The organism is Microbacterium sp. Bi98, from assembly GCF_918698045.1.
Taxonomy (GTDB): domain Bacteria; phylum Actinomycetota; class Actinomycetes; order Actinomycetales; family Microbacteriaceae; genus Microbacterium.
This window is the reverse complement of sequence record NZ_CAKKLK010000006.1, coordinates 139,228-159,425: the sequence shown is the minus strand read 5'-3', so window position 1 is coordinate 159,425 and position 20,198 is coordinate 139,228. Positions and strand designations below refer to the sequence as shown.

Below are 20,198 nucleotides of genomic sequence, written 5' to 3'. Positions count from 1 at the left end.
AGGGGATCCGTTCTGTCGTCCTGGACGACTCACTCGCCGCCGAGGTGCAGCGCCCAGGGGGAGCTGTAGATCGCGACCGAGGTGGTGATCCCGGTGAGGTCGTCGGACAGGTAGGTGAGCTGGTAGGCGCCGGCGAGGGTGACCTGCAGCTGGTCGGCGGCGAAGATCTCCTGTGCGCTCACGAACGCGTCGGCCGCTGTGGTGGCATCCGTCGCTGTGCGCGCCGCCTGGAGGTCGGCCGTCACCTCGTCGTTCGCATAGCCCGACCAGTTGAAGATGCCGCCGATCTCGGCCGGCAGCATGAACAGCTGCGGGTAGTCGAGCACGCCGGGCACCTCGAGGTATCCGGTCGTCGCGACGAAGTCGATGCCCTCGCGCAGCTCGGGCGTGTAGAACAGTGCCCCGAAGTCGGCGGGCTGGCGTTCGTCGATCGAGATGGTGAGGCCGATGTCCTTGGCCGCGCTCTGCACGATGGATGCCGTCTGCGAGAACTCCTTCGCGCCGGCAGGCACCGCGAGCACAAGGGGCACCGAGGTGTCGATGCCGGACTCGGCGATCAGCTTCTTGGCCGCATCCAGGTCGACCTCGGGTGCGGGGAGGGCGTCGTAGGCATCCTGGTAGATGTCCTTCGCCTCCATGCCGCTCCACACGAACGGGGGCACGATCGTCTTCTGCACCTCGCCGAGCCCCTGCAGGACGGTGTCGATGTAGACGTCGCGATCGATGGCGAGGCTCAGCGCCTGCCGCACTCGCGGGTCGGCGGCCGCGCTGTCGGCCGACGCGGGGCCGAAGCTGTACGAGGCCGTGGAGGGTCCCGCGATCAGGCGGCCGGCGCCGCCGTCGGCCTCGAAGCTCTGCCGCGATCCGGGAGGCACGGTGAATGCACCGTCGATCTCGCCAGCCGTCAGGGCGGAGGTGAGCGTGGGGCCGTCGGTGACGAACACGAAACGGATGCGGTCGGTCAGCGGAGCGCCGTTCCAGTAGTCGGGGTTCGCGGTGACCGAGATCTCGGAGCCCGGCTTCCACTCGTCGAGCTGGTAGGGGCCCGCGCACATCAGGCCGCCGCCGGAGGTTCCGAGGTCCTGACCCGCGGTGGCGCCGAAGGCGGAGCTCATGACGGCTCCGCCTCCGCCGCCGAGGGCATCGCGGAATGTCGTGTCCGGGGCTGCGAAGTGCACGATGACGGTGTCGTCGTCGGGCGTCTCGATGCTCGAGACCAATGCGAAGGCCGCGTACCACTGCGACGCGGGGGTGCGGTTGCGCTCCAGGCTGTAGGCGACGTCCGCGGCGGTCACCGGAGTTCCGTCCCAGAAGGTGACGCCATCGCGCACCGTGATCTCGAAGGTCACGGGATCGACCCACTCGGCCGTCTCGGCGATGCCCGCTTCGAGGGTGAAGTCGGGTTCGACCGTGAGCAGGCTGTCGCACAGGTTCGGGATGATGATGTTGGCAGAGGACGACGGGTCGAGCGTCTGAGGTTCGCCCTCGACGACCGCCCACGTCACTTCGTCGACGGGCGTGGTCGCCGCGGGCAGCGCGGTGACCAGCGACGAGGCGTCGATCTCGTCAGTGGACGAGTCTGTCGTGCCGGCGCGCGGTGCACAGGCGGTGGCGGCGAGAACGGTCGCGGTCGCCAGGGCGGCGGCGACGGTGAACCGGCGTCGGGTGGTGCGGGTCATGTCGGGTCCTCTCAGGTGCGTGCAGCGGGAGCGTCGTCGACCCCGCCGGGGGTGGTGGTGCGGGCGGTGCGGGTCATCTGACGACGTAGACGCGGATGCAGATCTGCTCGTCCTCGTCGCGGGCGAGGCCGATGAACTGGTTGCGGCTCAGCCAGCTGTGTTCGGGTGCGTCGGTCTGGAAGACCGGGGCGGTGCGGAAGTACGACGAGCCGTCGGCCTCTTCGCGGTAGTAGCCGCGGTTGAGGATGTCGATCGCCGCACCGTCGGCTGCGCGCAGCAGGTAGCGCGCCTCGAGCTGGAACGTGCCGTCGCGCTCGACAGACCAGTCGCCTCCACCGGCGATAACCGTGCCCTGCAGCAGGGGGCCATCGATCGTGCCCCCGGTGATGGGGGTGAAGGCGAGCACCTCGTGCGGTCCACGGCCCAGGTGGATGTCGGTGTCGACGTCGACCCGGATCTCGAAGGCGTACTCGAGGATCGGCTCGGGCTGAGGGGTGTTCGTGGTCATGACAGTTCTCCATCCAGGACGGGGAGGTGGATCGTGAGCCCGTCGGGGCCCCCGACGGTGAGGTGCTGCTGATTGGTCGCGGTCGGCCCCCAGGCCCACGGGTCGGCGCCGGTGCCGGTCTGGGGGATGAACTCGGGATAGTCGCTGCTCGACACGTGAACGCGGAGGCAGTGGCCGGCCTGGAGCCGGTATCCGATCTGCCCCAGGCCGATGTCGATGGTCGCGGGCGTCGTGGCTTCGGCGATCTGACGCTGCCCGCGGGCGATGCGCAGTGCTGTGCCGTCGGGTGAGACGTCGAGCAGTCGGACGAACAGGTCGAGCACGGGGCCGTCGGAGCGGACCGTCGCGGTGGCGCTCACGGGGCCGGCGAGGTCGACATCGGCGGCGACCGGAGACGACGTGAAGACGAGCACGTCGCCGCGGGCGCCGATCGGTGCGTCGTCCGGCATCTCGAGGAGGAAGGAGAAGGCGTCCTCGGCGCTCGACGGCACGAGGTCGTCGGGGTCGTGCGTCCACGTCAGCTCGGTCGGCTGCTCTGCGGCATCCGTGCGCAGCCCTCCCTCTGCGGTCGCCTGCAGCGTGACGGTGCGGATGCCGGCGGGCGGCCACGCCGCATCCGTCCGCTCCTCTGTCGTACCGGCGAGGTTCCAGCGCACTGCGGGGATGTCGGAGGGGGCGCCGTGGCCGCGCAGGTAGACCTCGAAGAACTCGAGCGCGGGGTCGAGAGTGCGGGGGAGGAGCGCACGCACCTGGTCGTCGGTGCGCTCGGCCACGCGGTCGGCCGGGTCGCTGAGCAGCTCGTAGCCCTCGTGGTCGATCGACTCGATGCGGAGGTGATGGTGAGCGGCCCACGCCGGACTCTTCGCGATGTCGTCGACATCGGCCCACGACAGGGGCGAGCAGTTGTCCCACCAGCCGATCGTGTGCAGCGCCGGAACCGAACGGCCGGCGAAGGGCGAGCCGAGCGGGAAGCGCGGCAGGTGAACAGGCCGCGGGTACCACTGGTCATAAGAGATCGAGCGCTCTCCGGCCTCGGCGAGAAAGTCTTCGACCTGGGCGGCGAAGTCGCGCCGAGTCCAGTCCGGCTCCCACAGGTAGGTGTCGTTGCCATGGAAATGGCTCACCGGATAGAGGTAGGTGATCGCCCACTCGACGTCCGAGACGCGCTCGCCGGGTGCGCGATGCACGGGTTCGCCGAGGCGGGTGCCGGTGACGCGAGGCGCGATCGCCTTGAGCGCGGGGTGGCCACTGGCCGCTGCCGCCCACTGGGTGTAGCCGTAGTAGCTGTCGCCCCACATCGCGACCCGGCCGTTCGACCACGGCTGCTGCACGATCCAGTCGAGCGTGTCCTCGCCGTCCCGCACCTCGTTGACGAAGAGCAGCGCCTCGCCCTCGGAGCGGAACTTGCCCCGCACGTCCTGGGCGACCACGCGGTAGCCGCGGGCCATCAGGTACTCGGCGATCAACGGGATGTAGGTGTAGGTGCCGCTCTTGTCGTACGGCAGGCGGATGAGGATGGTGTCGCCGGCGCGGTCGCCGCCGTCCGAGGGGAGGTAGATGTCCGCCGCGAGCAGCACGCCGTCGCGCATCCGGATGCGGGCGGGACGCGCCAGGTCGCTCTCGGGTGCCGCGGGGATGCGGATGTAGCGGGTCATTGCTCTCCTTCGAAACCTCTGCGCCGGGAAGACCGCGGTGCTCGATGAATCACAACGTAAGTCCGTCGAAGTTAATAGTCAAGTCTGACTAGACTAAAAACTTGTAACATCTATGTATCCTGCTGATGCAGGGAAAAGGGGGAACGATGGCACGTCCGACCGTGGCCGCAGAACGACGCGACCAGATCATCGAAGCCACCTTGCAGACCGTGGCCCAGCACGGCATCGCCGGAACCTCACTCGACCGCATCGCCGAGGCGGCAGGGATGTCGCGCGGACATGTGCGGCACTTCGTCGGGAACCGCGATCAGCTGCTCGCGGAGACCGCGCGGCACGTCTTCTCCGATGAGAAGGGCGGGCTGACGATCCTCCCGTCCACCCTGACGTCGTTCACCGAGGCGCTCGACTACCTGTTCGGCGAGGACTTCACCCGATCGGATGCCGAGAACGCCGTCGTGCTCGGTTTCGTCGAGCTCTCCCGTACGAACCCCGCGATCGCCGAGGTGCTCACGGAGGCGTACGGCAGCACGCGCACCACCCTGGCCGCGCTCGCGGCAGCGGAGTACCCGAACGCCGGTGCGGCGACCTGCGAGCTGGTCGCCGATGGAACACTCTCAGCCGCGCTCGGCAACGTGTTCATGGGTGACTTCGACCCCGACGAGGTGCGGACAGCGCGGGTGCGCCGCGCCGTCGAGGTGCTGGTCGCGGCACTCTGAGATCGGGCGGCGGGCGGCTGTTGCGCGTCTGCCGCCGGTGCGATGCCGCTGTCCTGCCGAAAACGCTGATGCCGACGTTTCGGCGGATCAGTTTCGGCGGGGAGTTCCGGCGGCTCGCCTGATGGTGTGTCGCTCGCGAGACGGTCACCCGGGCCCATGCTGCCGAAAACTATCGTTTTCGGCGGTGCTGATCTGCGCGTGACCGACCGAAGGCGGCCGCAGTCAATAGGCTTCGGTCATGTCGGTACGGAGAGCATTAGAGGCAGACGTTGATCGGTTGGGTTCCCTCAGCGAGGGAATCCAGCGGCTGCACGCGGAAGGAAGGCCCGACCTATTCAGAGCGCCTGATCGCGAGGTGCTGCGTGCGTTCCTTGCTGAGCAACTGGCCAACGGGGCGATCCTCCTCATTTCCGAGCTTGACGGTGCGGCCGCGGGCTACCTGCTCGCGGAGATCAGCGCGCGACCCGCGAATCCATTCCGGCATGCGTCCAAGAGCCTGTACGTGCACCACATCGCGGTTGACCCTGCCTTGCAGCGTCGGCGCATCGGTCAGGAGCTGATGGACGCTGCTGTGGCTATCGGACGAGCAGAGAACGTTGACGCCATGAGGCTCGACTCGTGGTCTTTCAATTCGAGCGCTCACGCGTTCTTCGAATCGGAGGGATTCACCCCACTCAATGTGGTCTTCGAACGAAAGCTGCTCTGACAGCCAGCAGCGGTAGCTCGGGCGCACCGAAACCCGTTGCCGAAAGCGGGTTCTGGAGAACCTTTGCGGCATCCCGTTCCGCCAACCCTGTGCGGCAACGCCGCAAACGATCGTTTCCGGCGCATCCGACTTTCGAGGCAAACTGGCCGTATGCGTCGAAATGAAATCGGTTCCCCAGAGGGCGTTCGATGGATTCCACCACGACCAACTGGCGTGGGAGTTCTGGTTATCGCTGGTTCGAGCGGTCGAATCGATGAAGCGCGAGCGCGAGTTCTCGCTGAGGCGGGCGCCGTGGCGGAATCTGTGAGATGGTTCGGCGGCCATGGGCAGCCCAGCGGCCCATGGGAGGTGCCACTCGAAACGTTCTTGCACCGCATCGAGGACCTCAGCCGCGAGTGCGATCGGGTGTGGATGATGGGAACATCTTTCGGTTCCGAAGCAGCCCTCCTCTGTGGCGCTCTGTCGAGTCAAGTCGATGGGGTGGTCGCCTTCGCTCCGTCTGACGTGGTCTGGGCTGGCTACGATGACCAGCGCGAAACCTCGCACTGGACTTTTGAGGGACGACCTTTGCCCTACACGCCCTTCGATTGGGACGGTTACGTCGCGGAGACACCTGCGCGCTTCAGGCCTCTCTACGAGAAGTCGCTCCGTACGAACGCTGCCCGAGCGGCGGAAGCCACGATCCCCGTCGAGCGCATTTCAAAGCTGGTCGTGGTTGCGGGCGGTGATGACCAGGTTTGGCCGAGCGTTGACAGCGCCGACCGCATCAGCTCGCGCCGCTCCTGCCACGGCCTCGACACGATCGTCGTGACAACCGCCGATGCCGGGCATCGAACCATACTCCCCGGGGAACCGCTTGTGACGGGAGGCGTGTCGATGGCCCGTGGCGGCTCGGAGGCCGCGGACACACAGCTGGGAACGCTCGCCTGGACTGCCATTCGGGAAGCGGTCATAGCCGAGCTGTAGGCGACGGCCTGCAGCCCGCCGAAATCCCCTGCCAAATCCTGGATACGGACGCCGTTAGTGGAGGCCGTTCTGAGGCAGATCTACCAGTCGCGCCGCAAACGATCGTTTGCGGCAGCACAGAGGGTCGTCACTCCCTGATGTCAGCGCGGGGAGTGACGGCTCATAAAATTCCCTCATGACACGGCCCATCTCGTTGACTACATTCGCGCAGTCGACATCGACGGCCGATTGGCACGACATCGCGGATCTGTTCGTCGCGAGCTTCTCCGTCGCGCCCTACTTCGAGGACCCCAACGAACTGCGAACCATCACAGACTGGGGTCCGTCAATGCTCGCCGGCGACGGCCGCTTAGTGACGGCGAGAGCAGACGGAGAACTGGTCGGATTCGCGCTGGCTCATGGACTAGGCGACGACGCCCCCTGGCAGCGCATCCTGTCGCAATTAGAGGACAGCGAGCAGGCAGCGGCCGCGCTTGCGACACCGCAGAACGCGCTCGTCGTGCACGAGCTGGCGGTTCGAGAGTCCGAGCGCGGGCGCGGCGTGGCTCGGGCATGCATGCATGAACTCCTGCGAGGCCGTCCCGAAACACAGACGTTCATCGGCGTCTACGAACGCGCGACCACAGTGCAGTCGATGTACAAGAATTGGCAGTTCGATTCAATTGGGCGAGTACCGATGCCGGGCGATGCGATCGCGTTGCATGTTCTCACTGCGCCGACGTCGCAAGCTCGCAAGAGGTTGGAGTGAACGGGCTCGCTGGCGGGCTCATGACCGCGGCAGGGTGACAATACAGACGCCGCCCTACATGCATCGGCTCCGCCGGAACTGTCTGCCGAATCATGGTTTTGGGCCAGGGTTGCGACTGGCTTTCCAAGCCAACTTCCGCGCAGACGCCGTAAACGATCGTTTTTGGCAGGCGCATCAAGTTCTCGTCGGGCTCGCACCGCTAGAAGGACCGAGTCACGCGGGAATGCGCGAACCGACCTTGAGTTTGATACCCCCAGGGGGTATCTTTTAACCATGAACGGGTACACCGACGGCAAGGCAGATCTCGCTAAGCGGTTGAGTCGCGTCGAAGGTCAGGTGCGAGGAATCGCACGGATGGTCGACGAAGACAAGTACTGCATCGACATCCTCACGCAGGTATCTGCAGCGACGAGAGCGCTCGAAACGGTGGCGTTGTCGCTGCTGAGCGATCATCTAAGTCATTGCGTGGCCGAGGCCAGCGCCGAGGGTGGCGAGGTTGCGGCAGAGAAGGTCCGCGAGGCTAACGAGGCCATTGCCCGTCTGGTCCGTTCATGACCGCCACATCTGTCTATTGAAGGAGCACACGATGACTGATCGCATTGAACTCGGCCTAAAGGACGCGAACGCAGGCTGCGCGTGCTGCGCCGTCCCATCGAACACCGAGGCGTCCGCACCTGCTGCGGCCTCATCTTCGGCCTCCGAAGAGGTTTTGGTTGCGGGGATGACGTGCTCGCATTGCGTATCGAGCGTCAGTAAGGAACTGGCGGCTGTGGACGGTGTCGAGTCCGTCGACGTCGACCTGAACGCCGGCGGCACCTCCCGCGTGACTATCCACAGCGCAGCACCGGTCGATCCTGCTGCTGTGAGGGCTGCGGTCGAAGAGGCCGGGTATACCCTCGCGACCAGCCAGGCCTGAGTCGCTAACCGTCTGCACCCGGGCTCAACCGGGCGCATCTGAGCAAGGAGTTCCGATGAGCCAGCATGACGAACACAGCCATCGCGCCGCACACGAGAACCACGGCGCGGCGCCGACAACGGAGCATGACCACGCTGCGATGATTCACGATCACGACGCTTCGCCAGAACATGGCGGACATGGTGGGCACGGTGATCATGTGGGCCAGTTCCGGCGGTTGTTCTGGATCATGCTGGTCCTTGCGGTTCCGGTCGTCGGGTTTTCGATGATGTTCTCGATGCTGCTCGGATACCCGCTGCCGGACGCTGCGTGGGTCGGTTGGGTGTCCCCGGTTCTCGGAACGGTCATGTATGTGTGGGGCGGGGCGCCGTTCCTCACCGGTGCGGTGAGCGAACTCCGGGCCCGCAAGCCCGGCATGATGCTGCTGATCGCTCTCGCGATCACGGTCGCGTTCCTCGCATCATGGGGCGCGAGCCTGGGCCTGCTGCACCACGAACTGGACTTCTGGTGGGAGCTGGCCCTGCTGATCGTGATCATGCTGCTCGGTCACTGGATCGAGATGCGTTCCCTCGCGCAGACGACCTCAGCGTTGGATTCCTTGGCTGCGTTGCTGCCTGACGAGGCGGAAAAGATCGAGGGCGATACAACCGTCACGGTTGCCCCGTCTGATCTGCTGGTGGGTGACGTGGTGGTGGTGCGCCCGGGCGGGCGGGTCCCCGCAGACGGGCGGATCGTGCAGGGCTCGGCCAGCATGGACGAGTCGATGATCACCGGAGAATCCCGGCCCGTGCGCCGCAGCGACGGCGACCAGGTCATCGCCGGCACCGTCGCGACCGACTCCGGTGTGCGGGTGGAGATCACCGCGATCGGCGAGGACACTGCTCTCGCAGGTATCCAGAAGCTGGTGACCGAGGCGCAGAGCTCGTCGTCGCGGGCGCAACGGCTCGCTGACAAAGCTGCCGGGTGGTTGTTCTGGTTCGCGCTCGGCGCTGCCGCGATCACCGCGATCGTCTGGACGGTTGTCGGCATGCCCGACGCCGCGGTGATCCGCACGATCACCGTGCTGGTGATCGCGTGCCCGCACGCTCTGGGCCTGGCGATCCCGCTCGTTGTGTCGATCGCGACGGAGCGGGCGGCTCGTGGGGGTGTGCTGATCAAGGATCGTCTCGCGTTGGAGAGTATGCGCACCGTCGACACCGTCTTGTTCGACAAGACCGGCACTCTCACCAAGGGCACCCCCGCCGTCACCGCGATCGACCCCGTGTCCGGCACCGATTCTGACCAGCTGTTGGCCTGGGCCGCTGCCGCGGAAGCCGACTCTGAGCACCCGCTCGCTCGCGCGATCGTCAACGCGGCGAAGGAGAAGAACCTCACGGTCCCTGCCTCGTCCGACTTCGAGTCCTCGCCGGCGGTCGGGGTCCGTGCGCGTGTCGATGGGCACATCGTGCAGGTCGGTGGGCCGTACATGCTCGAGCAGGAGAACGCCCAGGAGCTGGCGGTTGCCGATGAGTGGCGCAATGAGGGTGCGATCATCCTCCACGTCCTCGTCGACGGTCAGGTCGCGGGCGCACTGCGATTGGCGGATGAGATCCGCTCAGAGTCGCGTCATGCCGTCGAGGCCCTCCACGAGCGGGGTGTGCAAGTCGTCATGATCACCGGTGATGCCGACGCGGTGGCCGCCTCCGTGGCGGGCGAGCTGGGTATCGACCGGTACTTCGCCGGGGTGCGGCCGGAGGACAAGGCCTCGAAGGTGAAAGAACTGCAGGGCGAGGGCCGCAAGGTCGCGATGGTCGGAGACGGCGTGAACGACGCCCCCGCGCTCGCGCAGGCGGATGTCGGTATCGCGATCGGCGCGGGAACGGACGTCGCGATCGCCTCGGCCGGGGTCATCCTCGCCAGCGACGACCCTCGGTCGGTGCTGTCGGTGATCGAACTGTCACGGGCCAGCTACCGGAAGATGAAGCAGAACCTCTGGTGGGCCGCTGGCTACAACCTGCTCTCCGTCCCGCTCGCGGCCGGCGTGCTCGCCCCCATCGGGTTCGTGCTCCCGATGTCCGTGGGGGCCGTGCTGATGTCCCTGTCGACCATCGTCGTCGCGCTCAACGCGCAGCTGCTGCGCCGGCTGGATCTCCGCCCGGACGCAGTAGCGGGTAAGTAGCAAGAAACGGTCAGGGTGACGGACGTAGGCTGAGGAGAACGGGAGGTGAGTATGTCGCTGATCAACGTCGCACAACAGGTGCGGGGACCGCGCACGCTCACCCATACCGTCTTGGCCGTCCTCGCGGTCGCGGTGGGCGTCATCGCGGGTCTGCTGGCGATGCACTCCTTCAACTCGCACGCGACAACTGCCGGCCACCACGACACCGTCGCTGTCAGCACCCAGGCCGATGTATCTGCCCATCACCACGACACGTCCGCAGCCGCCGCCGTGCCGGACTCACCGACGGCGGATGCGGGATGCGCGACGTGCGGGGGCGGGGACCCAATGACGTGGATGGCGTGCGTTCTCGCGCTCCTAGTCGCCACGATCCTGCTCGGGCGGATCGGGCTCGGCTGGCGGCACGCGACACTGATCGCAATACTTACGGCCGCGACCATGCGCTGGCCCGCCCGTGCCCACGCCCTTCCGCCACCCCCCTCTCTCACGGTTCTCTGCATCAGTCGCACGTGATAACGCGCTAGCCCGCTCTGCGGGCACGCACCCCTGGCACCGGCAATAGCCGGGCCTCATCACCGACCCTTGGAGAACACTCATGAAGATTCGACCCGCGGCCATCGCCGCACTCACCCTCACTGCCCTGCTCGCCCTCACGGGCTGCGTCGTCACGACCGGCTCCGATAACGGCATGGACGGCATGGACCACGGCAGCGGCTCCTCCGCATCCGCCGACGCGAACACCGACGACGTCATGTTCGCCCGCATGATGAAGGAGCACCACGAGCAGGCCATCGAGATGTCCGATCTCCTGCTCAGCAAGGACGGTGTCGATGAGCGCGTCGTCGCCCTCGCGGAAGAGATCAAGGCCGCTCAGGAGCCCGAGATCCAGAAGATGGATCAGTGGCTCGAAGACTGGGACGCGGACATGGGCAACATGGGTGGCATGGACCATGGCGACGGCATGATGTCCGAAGAAGACATGCAGGCCCTCGAAGATGCCACCGGTCCCGATGCAGGGCGTCTGTTCCTCGAGCAGATGATCCAGCACCACGAGGGCGCTGTCGACATGGCACAAGAAGAAGTCGACAACGGTCAAAACAGCGACGCCATCGCACTCGCTGAGACGATCATCGACACGCAAACCGACGAGATCGCCACCATGAAGGAGATCCTCGCAACTCTGTGATCCCTGGGTGGGGTGCGGGGCTCCCGCACCCCACCTCGTGATCTGTTGCGCACACCATCATGCGAACCCTCAAGAAGCTCACGTTGCCCACTTTTCGACAGCGACACCGAGCGGCACTCACGCTCTCCACAACGATCGCGGCCAGCATTGTGCTGGCCGGCTGCGCGGCACCCGCCGAGCCCACCACCGGGCACGACCACGCCGCGTCCATCAGCCACGTCCACGCGATCGTGCCTAACCCCTCCGAGGACGGATACCTCCTGGGTGCCCATGACGGGATCTACACGGCCACACCGGATGGGGAGGTCGGCTCGCGTATCGAGACGACCGACTTCGACGCAATGGGCCTCATCACTGTCGGTGATGCTCTCCTCGCGTCCGGGCATCCCGGACCGACCACGGCCCCAGAACTCGGCTCCCCCAACCTCGGAATCATCCGGAGCGACGACAGCGCCAGATCTTGGACGCCTGTCTCATTCACCGACGAGAAAGACTTCCACGTGCTTGCCGTCGGGAAGAACGACACCCTCTACGGGATCGCCTCGGACTCTGCGGAGCTCCTCCGCACTGACGACCTCGGTGAGACCTGGTCGGCGGTCGGAGAAATTCTGGCGTTCAGCCTCGTCATCGACAGTGAAGGGCAACTGATCGCCGCCACCCCAGACGGGGTGCAAATCAGCACTGATGAGGGCACCACTTTTACACCTCTGAACGAGGCGCCTGCGCTCTATCTACTCGCCGTGTCACCTGACGGCAAACGGCTTGTCGGTGTCGGTCGCGGCGGACAGATCTGGGCCAGCACAGGATCCAAAGCCGAGTGGGTTCCAGCCGGCGTCACTCATGGCTCCGCGCAAGCGCTCGCGACCACGAACGACGGTGACATCTTGGTCTTCGATGACAGCGGCCTGGCGGCAATAGCCAAGTAAACGAGAGGACGATATCTCCAGCGAAAGACGCTCACCTGTCCCGCTACACGCCGAAACTGTCTGCCGATACGAGGTTTCGGCGAACCATAGCGGCACGCCTCAAGCGCCGACTAACTGCTGCTGCGAAAAACGATCGTTGTCGGCGCGAGTGGGCGTGCGCACCGCTGACTCAGCTACGCTCGCGGGGTGGTTGCTGAAGATGAGATTGTCCTTCACATAACACCGGACGCCGGGTGGCTTCCTTCCCGAGGGCGTGCCGAAGTGATCCGCCGAAGCACTCCGCCTCGCGGACCAGCTCGAGTGCGGCCGCTGTCGTCGTGCGTGCGACGTGGTCGAGGAAGCCCGAGGTGACACCGCGCTCATCGAGGCGCGGCGTCGGGCTGGGAGCCCAGCGCTCGGTGAGAGGGAACGCCGGCACAGCGTGGTCGACGATCGGCGCGGGCAGGTCGTCGGTGCCGAGGACGGAGGCGATGCGCGCGGCATCCAGCGTCGCCGACATGGCGACGACCACGAGGTCGTCGCGCAGCTCGCGGACCTCCGAGAGCAGGCCGATCAGCAGGTCGGTCTCGAGTGCGCGCTCGTGCACCTCGTCGAGGATGACGGCATCCACACCGTCGAGGCCGGGGTCGTCGATCATGCGACGCAGCAGCACTCCGGCGGTGACGAACTCGATGCGGGTCGCCGCACCTGCCGAGCGCTCGCCGCGCACGGTGAAGCCCACGCGGGTGCCGAGCGCCGAGCCGTCGAGATGAGCGAGGCGGCGGGCTGCGGCGCGAGCCGCGACGCGGCGAGGCTGGGTGACGATCACGCGCCCGGACGACCGTGACGCCAGCAGCGGCGGCACGAGAGTGGTCTTGCCCGTGCCGGGCGGGGCGCTCACGACCACTGCTCCGCTCCCGTCGAGCGCGGCCCCGAGTTCGTCCAGCGCGGCCGCGAACGAGAGCCCGGCGCCGATGGCGGCGAGGTCGAAGGGGGCGGCAGTCATTCCCTCAGTCTGCCTGGTCTCCGGAGTCATGGAGCACGGGTGGCGGAGACGACGGATGCCGCGACCGAATCGGCCGCGGCATCCGCTGTGCGCTGTGTGCTGACTACTCCGCTGCGGGAGCCGGAGGTGCCGGCGGCGGCGGGGTGGTCGGCGCAGACTGGCGGGTCGGCGTGGACGGTGCGGATGCCGCAGCCACGCCTTCGCCGATCCCGCGACCCACGGCCTGGCCCTGGATGATCGACGCGAGGTCGAGGCCGGTCGCCGCGCTGACGCTGTCGAACACCGACTTGAGTGCCTTCGCGCTGTCGGCGCCGACGACGCTCGACGCGCCGTCCTCGCCGGAGCCGCCGATGATCGAGACGCTGCCGATCGCGGCGTAGCCCTTCGAGAACTCGGCCATGATCGACGGCAGGGTGTCGAGCACCCGCTGCGACAGGAACGCGTCCTGGTTCGAGGCGATGGCCTTCGCCTCTGCCTCGACGGCGGCGGCACGCGCCTCACCCTCGGCGCGGATGGCGTCTGCTTCGGCGTTCGCGCGCAGTCGGCGGGCCTCGGACTCGGCCTCGGCCTGCGCACGCAGTGCGTCGGCCTCACCGGTGGCTCGGGCGATCGCGGCTGCGGCCTCACCGTCGGCCTTGGCCTTGTCGGCCTGCGCCTGCTGCTCGGCGATGCGGGTGCGGGCCTCGGCCTGCTTCACCTGCTCGATCGCGCCCGCCTCCGCCGCACGCTCACGCGTGTAGAGCTCGGCCTGTGCCCGGGTCTCTGCCTCATAGCGCTGTGCGTCGGCGACGCGCTTGACGTCGGCGTCGAGCTGGGCCTGGCGGTTCTCCGCCTGCTGCTGCAGCACGGCCTGCTGAGCCTGCTCGCGGGCGAGGTTCTCGGCCTGCTCGGCCTCGGCGCGAGCCCGACCGATGCCGGCGTTGGCGTTGGCGGTGTTCGTGTCGAGAGCCGTCTGCTCGACCAGGTTGGCTTCCTGGTTGGCGATGTTCTTCTGGTTGATCGCGCGGTCGGCGTTGGTCTGCGAGATCTCGGCAGACTGACGCTTCGCCTGGATCTCGGGAGCACCGAGCGACTGGATGTAGCCGACCTTGTCGGTGATGCCCTTGATCTGGAACGAGTCAAGGATCAGACCCTGCTCGGCGAGCTCCTGCGAGACGTCGGCGGCGATCTGGTCGGAGAACTTCTTGCGCTCGCGCATGAGCTCGACGACAGACAGCGTCGCGACGATTCCACGGAGCGCACCTTCGAGCTGCTCAGTGGTGAACTGCTCGATCGCCTTGTCCTGCGAGGCGAAACGCTCGGCGGCGCGGCGCACGAGGATGGGGTCGGAGCCGATCTTCACGATGGCGACGCCGTCGACGTTGAGGGTGACGCTGTCGAGCGACTGGGCCTCGGCGTTGAGCGACACCTGACGCGAGCGCAGCGAGATGATCTCGTGGCGCTGGGTGATCGGGTTGACGAGGGACTTGCCGTTCACGATGACCGTGACGGGCGACTCCGACATCTCGTCTCTGGTCGTGCCGTCGGCCGAGATGACGGCCCGCTGCACCTTCTGCTTGCGCCCCGAGATGACGAGCGCCTCATCGGCGCGAGCCACCTTGATCCAGCTGCGTGCGAACAGCAGCAGGATGAGCAGGACGACGATAGCGATGGCTATGCCGATCCCGACGATGATCAGGATGCCGACGATTCCGGCGATCTCCATGGATGACCTCCCTGGTTCCCCCCGAGGGGGCGGTCGTGGATGCCGGCGCGGCCGCGCGGGCGTTCACGCTCCACCCTGCCAGAAAAGAGGGGAGGGTGTCGGGACGGGATGCCGCCGGATCCCGGCGACGCGGAGGAGATCTGCGATACGGAGGAGGCTCAGCGCCGCGACATCCTCCGTACGGCGGAAACCCTCCGTATGCGCCGAGCTCGTTCGGTCAGCGACCGCGGACTGCGAGCGTGCGTCGGGGTCAGCGACCGCGGAGCTTCTCCGCCAGATCGCGGAGCGTCTTCAGCTCGGCGTCGTCGAGGCGCGACATCCGCTCGGCGATCGACCGGCCATGCACCGTGGCGACGCTGCGGAACTGGCGCACACCCGCGTCGGTGGCCCTGATCAGCGCACCGCGCCCGTCGTCGGGGTCGGGGCACTTCGAGACGAGTCCGCGGGCGACCATGCGGTCGACGAGGCGCGAGACGCTCGGCTGGCTGATCAGCATGTTCGCCGTGACGTCGCGCAGGCGGGCCGACATGCCGGGGGAGCGGGTCACCGTGAGCAGCACGTCATACTCCGCCTGCCCGAGATCGGTGTCATCGAAGTCGGTGTTCATCTCCGTGAACAGCTCGTGCTGTGCACGGAACAGGCTCTCCCAGGCCTCGAGGGCGAGCTTGCGATCGGTCATGGAGAACAGCGTACTGGCAACAGTAAAGGGCCGGTCGGAGAGGCTCCCGACCGGCCCTTGTCCCTTGCACCAAGAGTGTCCTGCAATCACATGCGGTGTATGCCACAGCAAACATTCACCGTGCGATCACTCTATAACGGCGAGGTAACGAATGCAACGGTTTGGTCACGGAAATCTCGACGGGCCTGCGTACTACGGCACGCCGACTGAGACCGTCGATATCGAAGCGGGCTACCCGATCGCCACGCACTTCGTTCCGACTCGCAACGTGATTTCAGGGATGTTGCCAGCAGGGGAACGGCTGGAAGCCACGCATGTCGGCCTGTACGAGACGATCGGGAGCGCGTACGCAGATGCCGCGCGGCATATGTCAGAAGCGAACCTCGCCCCGGCGGGTCTGATGTGGGAAACCTACCTATCGGACCCCACGACCGAACCCGATCCTCAGCACCTGCTGACCCGCATCTGCTGGCCAGTCACCAAGACCGGGAAGACGAGCAAGCAAGGGGACAGGCGATGATCAACGTGTCGCATGTCCTCCGGAGGTGTGCGTCAGCACTCTTCCTGGGCTTCGTCATCCTCGCCACCGGGCTGGGCGCGGCAGCGACCAGTCCGCAGGGCACAGGGTCATCGCAGGCACCTCTCGCGCCAGGCGACGCCCAGGGGCCGCAGTTCTACAGTGGCGTCTCCGTAGACGTGTCCGGAACGATCGACGGCGACGTGTACGCATCCGCGCAGAGTCTCGTGATCAGCGGGGACATCTCCGGAGACGTGATCGCAGCTGCCCAGAGCATCACCATCACCGGCGACATCGAAGGAAGCGTGCGGTTGTCCGCGCAAACCGTCACGATCAGTGGTGACATCTCACGCAGCGGCACTATCCTCGCCGCCGACGTCACCGTTGCGGATACGGGAACCGTCGGCGACGATCTCGTCGGCGCCACAGGCACCATGCACGTTACCGGCGCTGTGGGGAGGGACCTTGTGCTGAGCGTCGGCACCCTCCGCATCGCCGGCTCGGTGGGAGGTGATGTTACCTACGTCAGCGACACGGAAGCGTCCATAGCCGACGATGCGGTCGCCGGTTCAGTGCAACGCATCAGCCAGCCGCAGTCGCCAAAGGTCGAAGTGTCGCCATGGGGTGTGTTCGCCGGCTGGCTCCTCGGACTCGTCTACGCGCTCGTCGCACTCAGCCTCGTCACACTCTTCACCGCCCTTCTGTTCCCGCGCCTATTGCGACGAGTGACAGACCACCTTCGTCCGTCACCGTGGAAGGCGCTCCTCGTTGGTCTTGTCGCGTCGATTGCCGCGCCTCTGGTGCTTCTGTTGCTCTTCACGACGATTGTCGGAGCTCCGCTAGCGCTCGCAGTAACAATCACCTGGTTCCTGCTGACCCTCGCAAGCTTTCCGTTCGTCGCCCACTACCTCGGTTCCCTCATCCTTCGCGGGGACCGACGGCCGGTGAGCCGCTCGCTATTGGGCGGCGTGATCCTCATCGCGGCTCTGCAGATCCCGTGGCTGAACATCGTCGCATGGCTGCTCATGGTGTTCTTCGGCCTCGGCGCCCAGCTCCTCGAGATCCACCGTCAGCGACCGTGGCACGCCACGGAAACGTCGCCTACGCGGCCAGCACAGGAGGCATCGCCTGCGAACATCACTCACTGACGTGTGCCCCCGTCACACATGGGACGTTGGACTCTACGCCACCGCGTCGGAAGGACCAGCGTGGAACCATGGTGAAACTAGTCCGCTCCGGATCCCCGTGGGGAGACCGTGCACAGTGCAGAGAAATGGCTGAGGACGAGTGCTGGAACAGATTCGCGGACGCCGACGTCCGTATCGCAGCGCAGGTGGTGACTGGTCGAGAGGCCACGCCGGTATCTCACGTAATAGAGGACGGTCGCCTCATGTTCTGCGCCGCCTCCGGCAATGGCTCAAGAGACTTCCTGGCTCACAGCCTGATGTCCGTTCAGATCGATGGATACAACACGCGTGAGGCGTTCACCGTGTCCATGATCGGATACGCAGAGGACATCGCGCCAGGATCGGAGGCTCGCCGGCTCGACGGCCATGCACCGCAGCCGTCTCCGTCCACTGACCGGCGCTGGGTGACGTTCGTACCGATCAGCATCGAGGGTCGGATCTTCGCCGTCGACTCTGACCCGTCGGATCGAGAGCCGTCATCGGAGGCGCGGCAGCGCGGAACCGTTCAAGAGCAGCAGCTGTTGACTCCGTGATCTCCGAAGCGGCTTCCCGACTCTATCTAACGTCGGCCAGAGGCTCCGGGCCACTCCGCCTCGACTCTCGCGGCATCAGCACCCACAGGATGGCCGCCGGAACGGCAGGTGCAATCAGCGCGTAGGGGAGGTTCGTGCCGCCGCTCACTACTGCTTGATAGAGGGCGATCACCACAACACCGGCGGAGAACGAGACGAGGGCAGCGACAAGGCGGGCCCGAGCAGTCAAGCCGTGAGTCGCCACGAATGCGATGATGCCGTTGATAAGAAACGGCGCGATGAACAGGCCCTGGACCTTGAGGGTGAGACTTTCCCCGGGGTCGATCTCAGCGCCTGCGGACAGAGCGAAGAGGACCGACACGACCGCATAGCCGGCGAACGCCAGAGATGCCGCCACGAGTGCGCGCAGGAGGCGCTCGAAGATCGGCGGGAGTGCGGCGAGCACTCCCGTCGGGTGGCGGGCTATCAGCGCAGTAGCGATGCTGAAGAGGAGGGTCTGTCCGAGCATCTCGGGCAAGCCGATTAAGTGATACCACAGAGGAAGTCTGGTGCAGATGACTCCTTCGACCGATGATGGTGCCGCAGCTGCGGTCGAGAGGATGCCGATCCCGATGAGCAGCATCCACAGGCGAAGCCACCCGTAGCGCGGTATGAGAGCAGAGCGGAACGGCAGAAGCACGGCGGCGATGATAAGACCACGGAAAACCTGCACCAGCGGCCCGATCAGCACGGCGACGGATCCGAAATCCTTCATGTAGTCACGCACGATTGGTGCTGCGAACACCGACTCGTAATCGAGCATCGCCGCTGCGGCCGCGCCCACCACAAAGTAGGTGACGACATGGGCCACGGTGACCTTGCCGAGAAAGCTGATCTCCTCTGACTGCCTCACCCAGACAGCATGGCCCGCAGGGACCATGACTTCCGGACCGAAGGTCCCACCGACAGTGTGAACGAGGGCGAGTGCGGAGCCAGCTAGGCTGCTTCCTGGTAGGCCTGCACGACCCATCGAAGAAGTTCCTCATCGACATCGGTGACCGAGCGGAGCTCGATGTGATGCATCCAGGTCCGCGGCGACGGATGGACAACCTCCTTGATCCGTGAAGAGCTCAGCGGTCCATTCGTCGCGACAGAGACGACCATCGGTACTGCGCTCGTGATGTACCGGGACGGGTTCCACGCATAAGCGAAAGGGTGCCGCGCCCAGAATGCCACCTGGCTCCGAGTCACGATGAGTCGAACATGCGCGAGAGCACTGACAGAGCGAGCGAAGACGCGGTAGATCTCGACCGCCCGTTCATCAGGAACGAACAGCTGTTCTCCCACCATCTGCATCGTCACACCGGGTGTGCCGTCACGCCCCGAGGATGCCGAGCACGTGGAAGGTCACGTAGACGGGCCAGACCGCTGCCTGAAGCAGGCCGAGAACGACCTCCCAGAAACCCCCGCTGGAGTTCGAGACGAAATAGATGGCAGCACCGATGTAGCAGAGCAGGAAGAAGAACCCCCACGGGCCGGCTTTCTCAACGACCCTGATTCGACTCGGTTGTTCGTGCATGGACGGAGCTTCACACAGCCCGGGCGCAGCTCCTGGGTCGGAAGTCCTTTCAACCTTGACCCATGACCGAGACGGTCATGGGTCGCCTCTGATCCAGTCCCTGCGGGACCAATGACCCTGCATGGGGTTCGCGAAGTCGGGAAGTCTGTGGATAGCGCGCGATATCGCCCGCACCGAAGAGAGGACGAGCAATGAGCACTCCCACCGTGGCGCGCAGCGACCACGACATCCAGACCGCCGTTCAGGACGAACTCGATTGGACCCCGGACGTGGACGCCGCCGGAATCGGCGTTGCTGTCGAGGACGGCGCCGTGATCCTCACTGGTGAGGTCGACCAGCACTCGGAGCGTCTCGCTGCCAAGCGTGCGGCACGGCGTGTGAGAGGCGTGTCGACCGTCGTCGACGCATTGACCGTGCACCCGAAGGCATCGATCACGATCACGGACACGGACGTCGCCCGGGAGGTGCGACGCGCTCTGCAGTGGGCAGACAATGTCCCCGACACAGTCAAAGCTGAGGTGTCGGATCACAACGTGATTCTCACCGGCGAGGTTCTCTGGGACTTCCAACGCCGGGCCGCGCAGCGAACCGTGCAGCATCTGCGCGGGGTGCATCGGGTCGACAACAGGATCACGCTGTTCGCTCGAGTCTCTGCCAGCGATGCGAAGGAGCGAATCAGGAACGCGCTTGTCCGCAACGCGCAGCTCGACGCCAACCACATCGTCGTCACCGTCATCGGGAACAGGGCCACCCTGTCCGGACATGTGCGGTCGTGGGCAGAGAAGGAGCAGGCAGGTCGTGCCGCGTGGGCCTCTCCTCACATCACTGAGGTCGAGAACAACGTGAGAGTCCAGTCAGATTGATGACGAG

The 20,198-nt window shown here is 66.1% G+C and carries 22 protein-coding genes and 1 pseudogene; 14 read left to right on the top strand and 9 right to left on the bottom strand.

Features of this window, described 5'->3' with window-relative positions; genetic code table 11:
* Positions 1-29: 29 nt before the first annotated feature.
* From LQZ85_RS11380 to LQZ85_RS11370, 3 genes are all read right to left on the bottom strand, one after another.
* Entirely contained in the window at positions 30-1,679 is a 1,650-nt protein-coding gene (locus LQZ85_RS11380) for an ABC transporter substrate-binding protein (RefSeq protein WP_230100897.1), read from the bottom strand.
* Between the two features lie 73 nt (positions 1,680-1,752).
* On the bottom strand, positions 1,753-2,187 hold the full coding sequence (locus LQZ85_RS11375) for a DUF3237 domain-containing protein (protein ID WP_056279234.1): 435 nt from the start codon (positions 2,185-2,187) through the stop codon (positions 1,753-1,755).
* On the bottom strand, positions 2,184-3,842 hold the full coding sequence (locus tag LQZ85_RS11370; protein ID WP_056279236.1) for a CocE/NonD family hydrolase: 1,659 nt from the start codon (positions 3,840-3,842) through the stop codon (positions 2,184-2,186). Before LQZ85_RS11370 ends, LQZ85_RS11375 begins: the two co-directional genes overlap by 4 nt.
* 146 nt (positions 3,843-3,988) lie before the next feature.
* Here LQZ85_RS11370 and LQZ85_RS11365 point away from each other — a divergent pair, with 146 nt between their 5' ends.
* From LQZ85_RS11365 to LQZ85_RS11320, 10 genes are all read left to right on the top strand, one after another.
* Positions 3,989-4,558 carry a TetR/AcrR family transcriptional regulator gene (locus LQZ85_RS11365; protein ID WP_056279238.1) on the top strand — a complete coding sequence of 190 codons (570 nt, stop codon included), beginning with the start codon at positions 3,989-3,991 and terminating at the stop codon, positions 4,556-4,558.
* A 238-nt stretch (positions 4,559-4,796) separates the two neighbouring features.
* Entirely contained in the window at positions 4,797-5,264 is a 468-nt protein-coding gene (locus LQZ85_RS11360) for a GNAT family N-acetyltransferase (RefSeq protein ID WP_082586635.1), read from the top strand.
* Between the two features lie 291 nt (positions 5,265-5,555).
* The gene (locus tag LQZ85_RS11355; RefSeq protein ID WP_162253855.1) at positions 5,556-6,230 is read left to right on the top strand and encodes an acyl-CoA thioester hydrolase/BAAT C-terminal domain-containing protein; all 675 of its coding nucleotides are present in this window, start codon (positions 5,556-5,558) and stop codon (positions 6,228-6,230) included.
* A gap of 175 nt (positions 6,231-6,405) precedes the next feature.
* Positions 6,406-6,978: a GNAT family N-acetyltransferase gene (locus tag LQZ85_RS11350; RefSeq protein WP_056279243.1), complete on the top strand. Its 573-nt coding sequence runs from the start codon at positions 6,406-6,408 to the stop codon at positions 6,976-6,978.
* A gap of 273 nt (positions 6,979-7,251) precedes the next feature.
* A complete protein-coding gene (locus LQZ85_RS11345) occupies positions 7,252-7,533 on the top strand; it encodes a metal-sensitive transcriptional regulator (protein WP_056279245.1) in 282 nt (93 codons plus the stop codon).
* A 31-nt stretch (positions 7,534-7,564) separates the two neighbouring features.
* Positions 7,565-7,894 (top strand): cation transporter, encoded by a 330-nt coding sequence (locus LQZ85_RS11340; protein WP_056279247.1) that lies wholly within the window; start codon positions 7,565-7,567, stop codon positions 7,892-7,894.
* Positions 7,895-7,949: 55 nt separating this feature from the next.
* Positions 7,950-10,052 carry a heavy metal translocating P-type ATPase gene (locus LQZ85_RS11335; RefSeq protein ID WP_230100896.1) on the top strand — a complete coding sequence of 701 codons (2,103 nt, stop codon included), beginning with the start codon at positions 7,950-7,952 and terminating at the stop codon, positions 10,050-10,052.
* Between the two features lie 51 nt (positions 10,053-10,103).
* Positions 10,104-10,565 carry a DUF6153 family protein gene (locus tag LQZ85_RS11330; protein ID WP_230100905.1) on the top strand — a complete coding sequence of 154 codons (462 nt, stop codon included), beginning with the start codon at positions 10,104-10,106 and terminating at the stop codon, positions 10,563-10,565.
* Positions 10,566-10,647: 82 nt separating this feature from the next.
* Positions 10,648-11,238: a DUF305 domain-containing protein gene (locus LQZ85_RS11325; RefSeq protein ID WP_056279253.1), complete on the top strand. Its 591-nt coding sequence runs from the start codon at positions 10,648-10,650 to the stop codon at positions 11,236-11,238.
* A 59-nt stretch (positions 11,239-11,297) separates the two neighbouring features.
* Entirely contained in the window at positions 11,298-12,164 is an 867-nt protein-coding gene (locus tag LQZ85_RS11320) for a sialidase family protein (protein WP_082586637.1), read from the top strand.
* A gap of 316 nt (positions 12,165-12,480) precedes the next feature.
* Here the strand turns inward: LQZ85_RS11320 and LQZ85_RS11315 are convergent.
* The 3 genes and pseudogenes from LQZ85_RS11315 to LQZ85_RS11305 form a co-directional block, all read right to left on the bottom strand.
* Positions 12,481-13,149, bottom strand: a pseudogene (locus tag LQZ85_RS11315) (DEAD/DEAH box helicase); the annotation flags it as partial.
* 103 nt (positions 13,150-13,252) lie between these two features.
* Complete coding sequence (locus tag LQZ85_RS11310; protein WP_053098808.1) at positions 13,253-14,854, bottom strand: SPFH domain-containing protein; 1,602 nt, start codon at positions 14,852-14,854, stop codon at positions 13,253-13,255.
* A 250-nt stretch (positions 14,855-15,104) separates the two neighbouring features.
* Complete coding sequence (locus tag LQZ85_RS11305; RefSeq protein WP_053098809.1) at positions 15,105-15,533, bottom strand: MarR family transcriptional regulator; 429 nt, start codon at positions 15,531-15,533, stop codon at positions 15,105-15,107.
* Between the two features lie 151 nt (positions 15,534-15,684).
* On the opposite strand from LQZ85_RS11305, the gene LQZ85_RS11300 reads away from it, so the two are divergent.
* The 3 genes from LQZ85_RS11300 (at position 15,685) to LQZ85_RS11290 (ending at position 17,770) form a co-directional block, all read left to right on the top strand.
* Positions 15,685-16,053, top strand: a complete 369-nt coding sequence (locus tag LQZ85_RS11300; protein WP_056276953.1) for a GyrI-like domain-containing protein — start codon at positions 15,685-15,687, stop codon at positions 16,051-16,053.
* Positions 16,054-16,229: 176 nt separating this feature from the next.
* On the top strand, positions 16,230-17,198 hold the full coding sequence (locus LQZ85_RS11295; RefSeq protein WP_157538084.1) for a polymer-forming cytoskeletal protein: 969 nt from the start codon (positions 16,230-16,232) through the stop codon (positions 17,196-17,198).
* Between the two features lie 296 nt (positions 17,199-17,494).
* On the top strand, positions 17,495-17,770 hold the full coding sequence (locus LQZ85_RS11290; protein WP_056276957.1) for a hypothetical protein: 276 nt from the start codon (positions 17,495-17,497) through the stop codon (positions 17,768-17,770).
* A 22-nt stretch (positions 17,771-17,792) separates the two neighbouring features.
* Here LQZ85_RS11290 and LQZ85_RS11285 read toward each other — a convergent pair whose 3' ends face one another.
* Genes LQZ85_RS11285 through LQZ85_RS11280 form a run of 3 tightly spaced genes read right to left on the bottom strand, consistent with a single transcriptional unit; the run spans position 17,793 to position 19,328 of the window.
* A complete protein-coding gene (locus LQZ85_RS11285; protein ID WP_230100895.1) occupies positions 17,793-18,779 on the bottom strand; it encodes a hypothetical protein in 987 nt (328 codons plus the stop codon).
* Positions 18,746-19,099: a DUF5655 domain-containing protein gene (locus LQZ85_RS17955; protein ID WP_056276962.1), complete on the bottom strand. Its 354-nt coding sequence runs from the start codon at positions 19,097-19,099 to the stop codon at positions 18,746-18,748. The genes LQZ85_RS11285 and LQZ85_RS17955 overlap by 34 nt, the downstream gene beginning before the upstream one ends.
* Positions 19,100-19,124: 25 nt before the next feature.
* A complete protein-coding gene (locus LQZ85_RS11280; protein ID WP_056276965.1) occupies positions 19,125-19,328 on the bottom strand; it encodes a hypothetical protein in 204 nt (67 codons plus the stop codon).
* 191 nt (positions 19,329-19,519) lie between these two features.
* Between LQZ85_RS11280 and LQZ85_RS11275 the strand changes: the two genes are divergently transcribed.
* Complete coding sequence (locus LQZ85_RS11275; RefSeq protein WP_056276968.1) at positions 19,520-20,191, top strand: BON domain-containing protein; 672 nt, start codon at positions 19,520-19,522, stop codon at positions 20,189-20,191.
* Positions 20,192-20,198 lie beyond the last annotated feature (7 nt).

What these genes read in the sequence shown, in the direction of transcription:
- LQZ85_RS11380 (WP_230100897.1), bottom strand. Translation starts at nt 1,679, where the DNA reads ATGACCCGCACCACCCGACGCCGGTTCACCGTCGCCGCCGCCCTGGCG.
- LQZ85_RS11375 (WP_056279234.1), bottom strand. Translation starts at nt 2,187, where the DNA reads ATGACCACGAACACCCCTCAGCCCGAGCCGATCCTCGAGTACGCCTTC.
- LQZ85_RS11275 (WP_056276968.1), top strand. Translation starts at nt 19,520, where the DNA reads ATGAGCACTCCCACCGTGGCGCGCAGCGACCACGACATCCAGACCGCC.
- LQZ85_RS11280 (WP_056276965.1), bottom strand. Translation starts at nt 19,328, where the DNA reads ATGCACGAACAACCGAGTCGAATCAGGGTCGTTGAGAAAGCCGGCCCG.
- LQZ85_RS11290 (WP_056276957.1), top strand. Translation starts at nt 17,495, where the DNA reads ATGTCCGTTCAGATCGATGGATACAACACGCGTGAGGCGTTCACCGTG.
- LQZ85_RS11340 (WP_056279247.1), top strand. Translation starts at nt 7,565, where the DNA reads ATGACTGATCGCATTGAACTCGGCCTAAAGGACGCGAACGCAGGCTGC.
- LQZ85_RS11320 (WP_082586637.1), top strand. Translation starts at nt 11,298, where the DNA reads ATGCGAACCCTCAAGAAGCTCACGTTGCCCACTTTTCGACAGCGACAC.
- LQZ85_RS11305 (WP_053098809.1), bottom strand. Translation starts at nt 15,533, where the DNA reads ATGACCGATCGCAAGCTCGCCCTCGAGGCCTGGGAGAGCCTGTTCCGT.
- LQZ85_RS11370 (WP_056279236.1), bottom strand. Translation starts at nt 3,842, where the DNA reads ATGACCCGCTACATCCGCATCCCCGCGGCACCCGAGAGCGACCTGGCG.
- LQZ85_RS11365 (WP_056279238.1), top strand. Translation starts at nt 3,989, where the DNA reads ATGGCACGTCCGACCGTGGCCGCAGAACGACGCGACCAGATCATCGAA.
- LQZ85_RS11360 (WP_082586635.1), top strand. Translation starts at nt 4,797, where the DNA reads ATGTCGGTACGGAGAGCATTAGAGGCAGACGTTGATCGGTTGGGTTCC.
- LQZ85_RS11310 (WP_053098808.1), bottom strand. Translation starts at nt 14,854, where the DNA reads ATGGAGATCGCCGGAATCGTCGGCATCCTGATCATCGTCGGGATCGGC.
- LQZ85_RS11350 (WP_056279243.1), top strand. Translation starts at nt 6,406, where the DNA reads ATGACACGGCCCATCTCGTTGACTACATTCGCGCAGTCGACATCGACG.
- LQZ85_RS11330 (WP_230100905.1), top strand. Translation starts at nt 10,104, where the DNA reads ATGTCGCTGATCAACGTCGCACAACAGGTGCGGGGACCGCGCACGCTC.
- LQZ85_RS17955 (WP_056276962.1), bottom strand. Translation starts at nt 19,099, where the DNA reads ATGGTGGGAGAACAGCTGTTCGTTCCTGATGAACGGGCGGTCGAGATC.
- LQZ85_RS11335 (WP_230100896.1), top strand. Translation starts at nt 7,950, where the DNA reads ATGAGCCAGCATGACGAACACAGCCATCGCGCCGCACACGAGAACCAC.
- LQZ85_RS11300 (WP_056276953.1), top strand. Translation starts at nt 15,685, where the DNA reads ATGCAACGGTTTGGTCACGGAAATCTCGACGGGCCTGCGTACTACGGC.
- LQZ85_RS11345 (WP_056279245.1), top strand. Translation starts at nt 7,252, where the DNA reads ATGAACGGGTACACCGACGGCAAGGCAGATCTCGCTAAGCGGTTGAGT.
- LQZ85_RS11325 (WP_056279253.1), top strand. Translation starts at nt 10,648, where the DNA reads ATGAAGATTCGACCCGCGGCCATCGCCGCACTCACCCTCACTGCCCTG.
- LQZ85_RS11285 (WP_230100895.1), bottom strand. Translation starts at nt 18,779, where the DNA reads ATGGGTCGTGCAGGCCTACCAGGAAGCAGCCTAGCTGGCTCCGCACTC.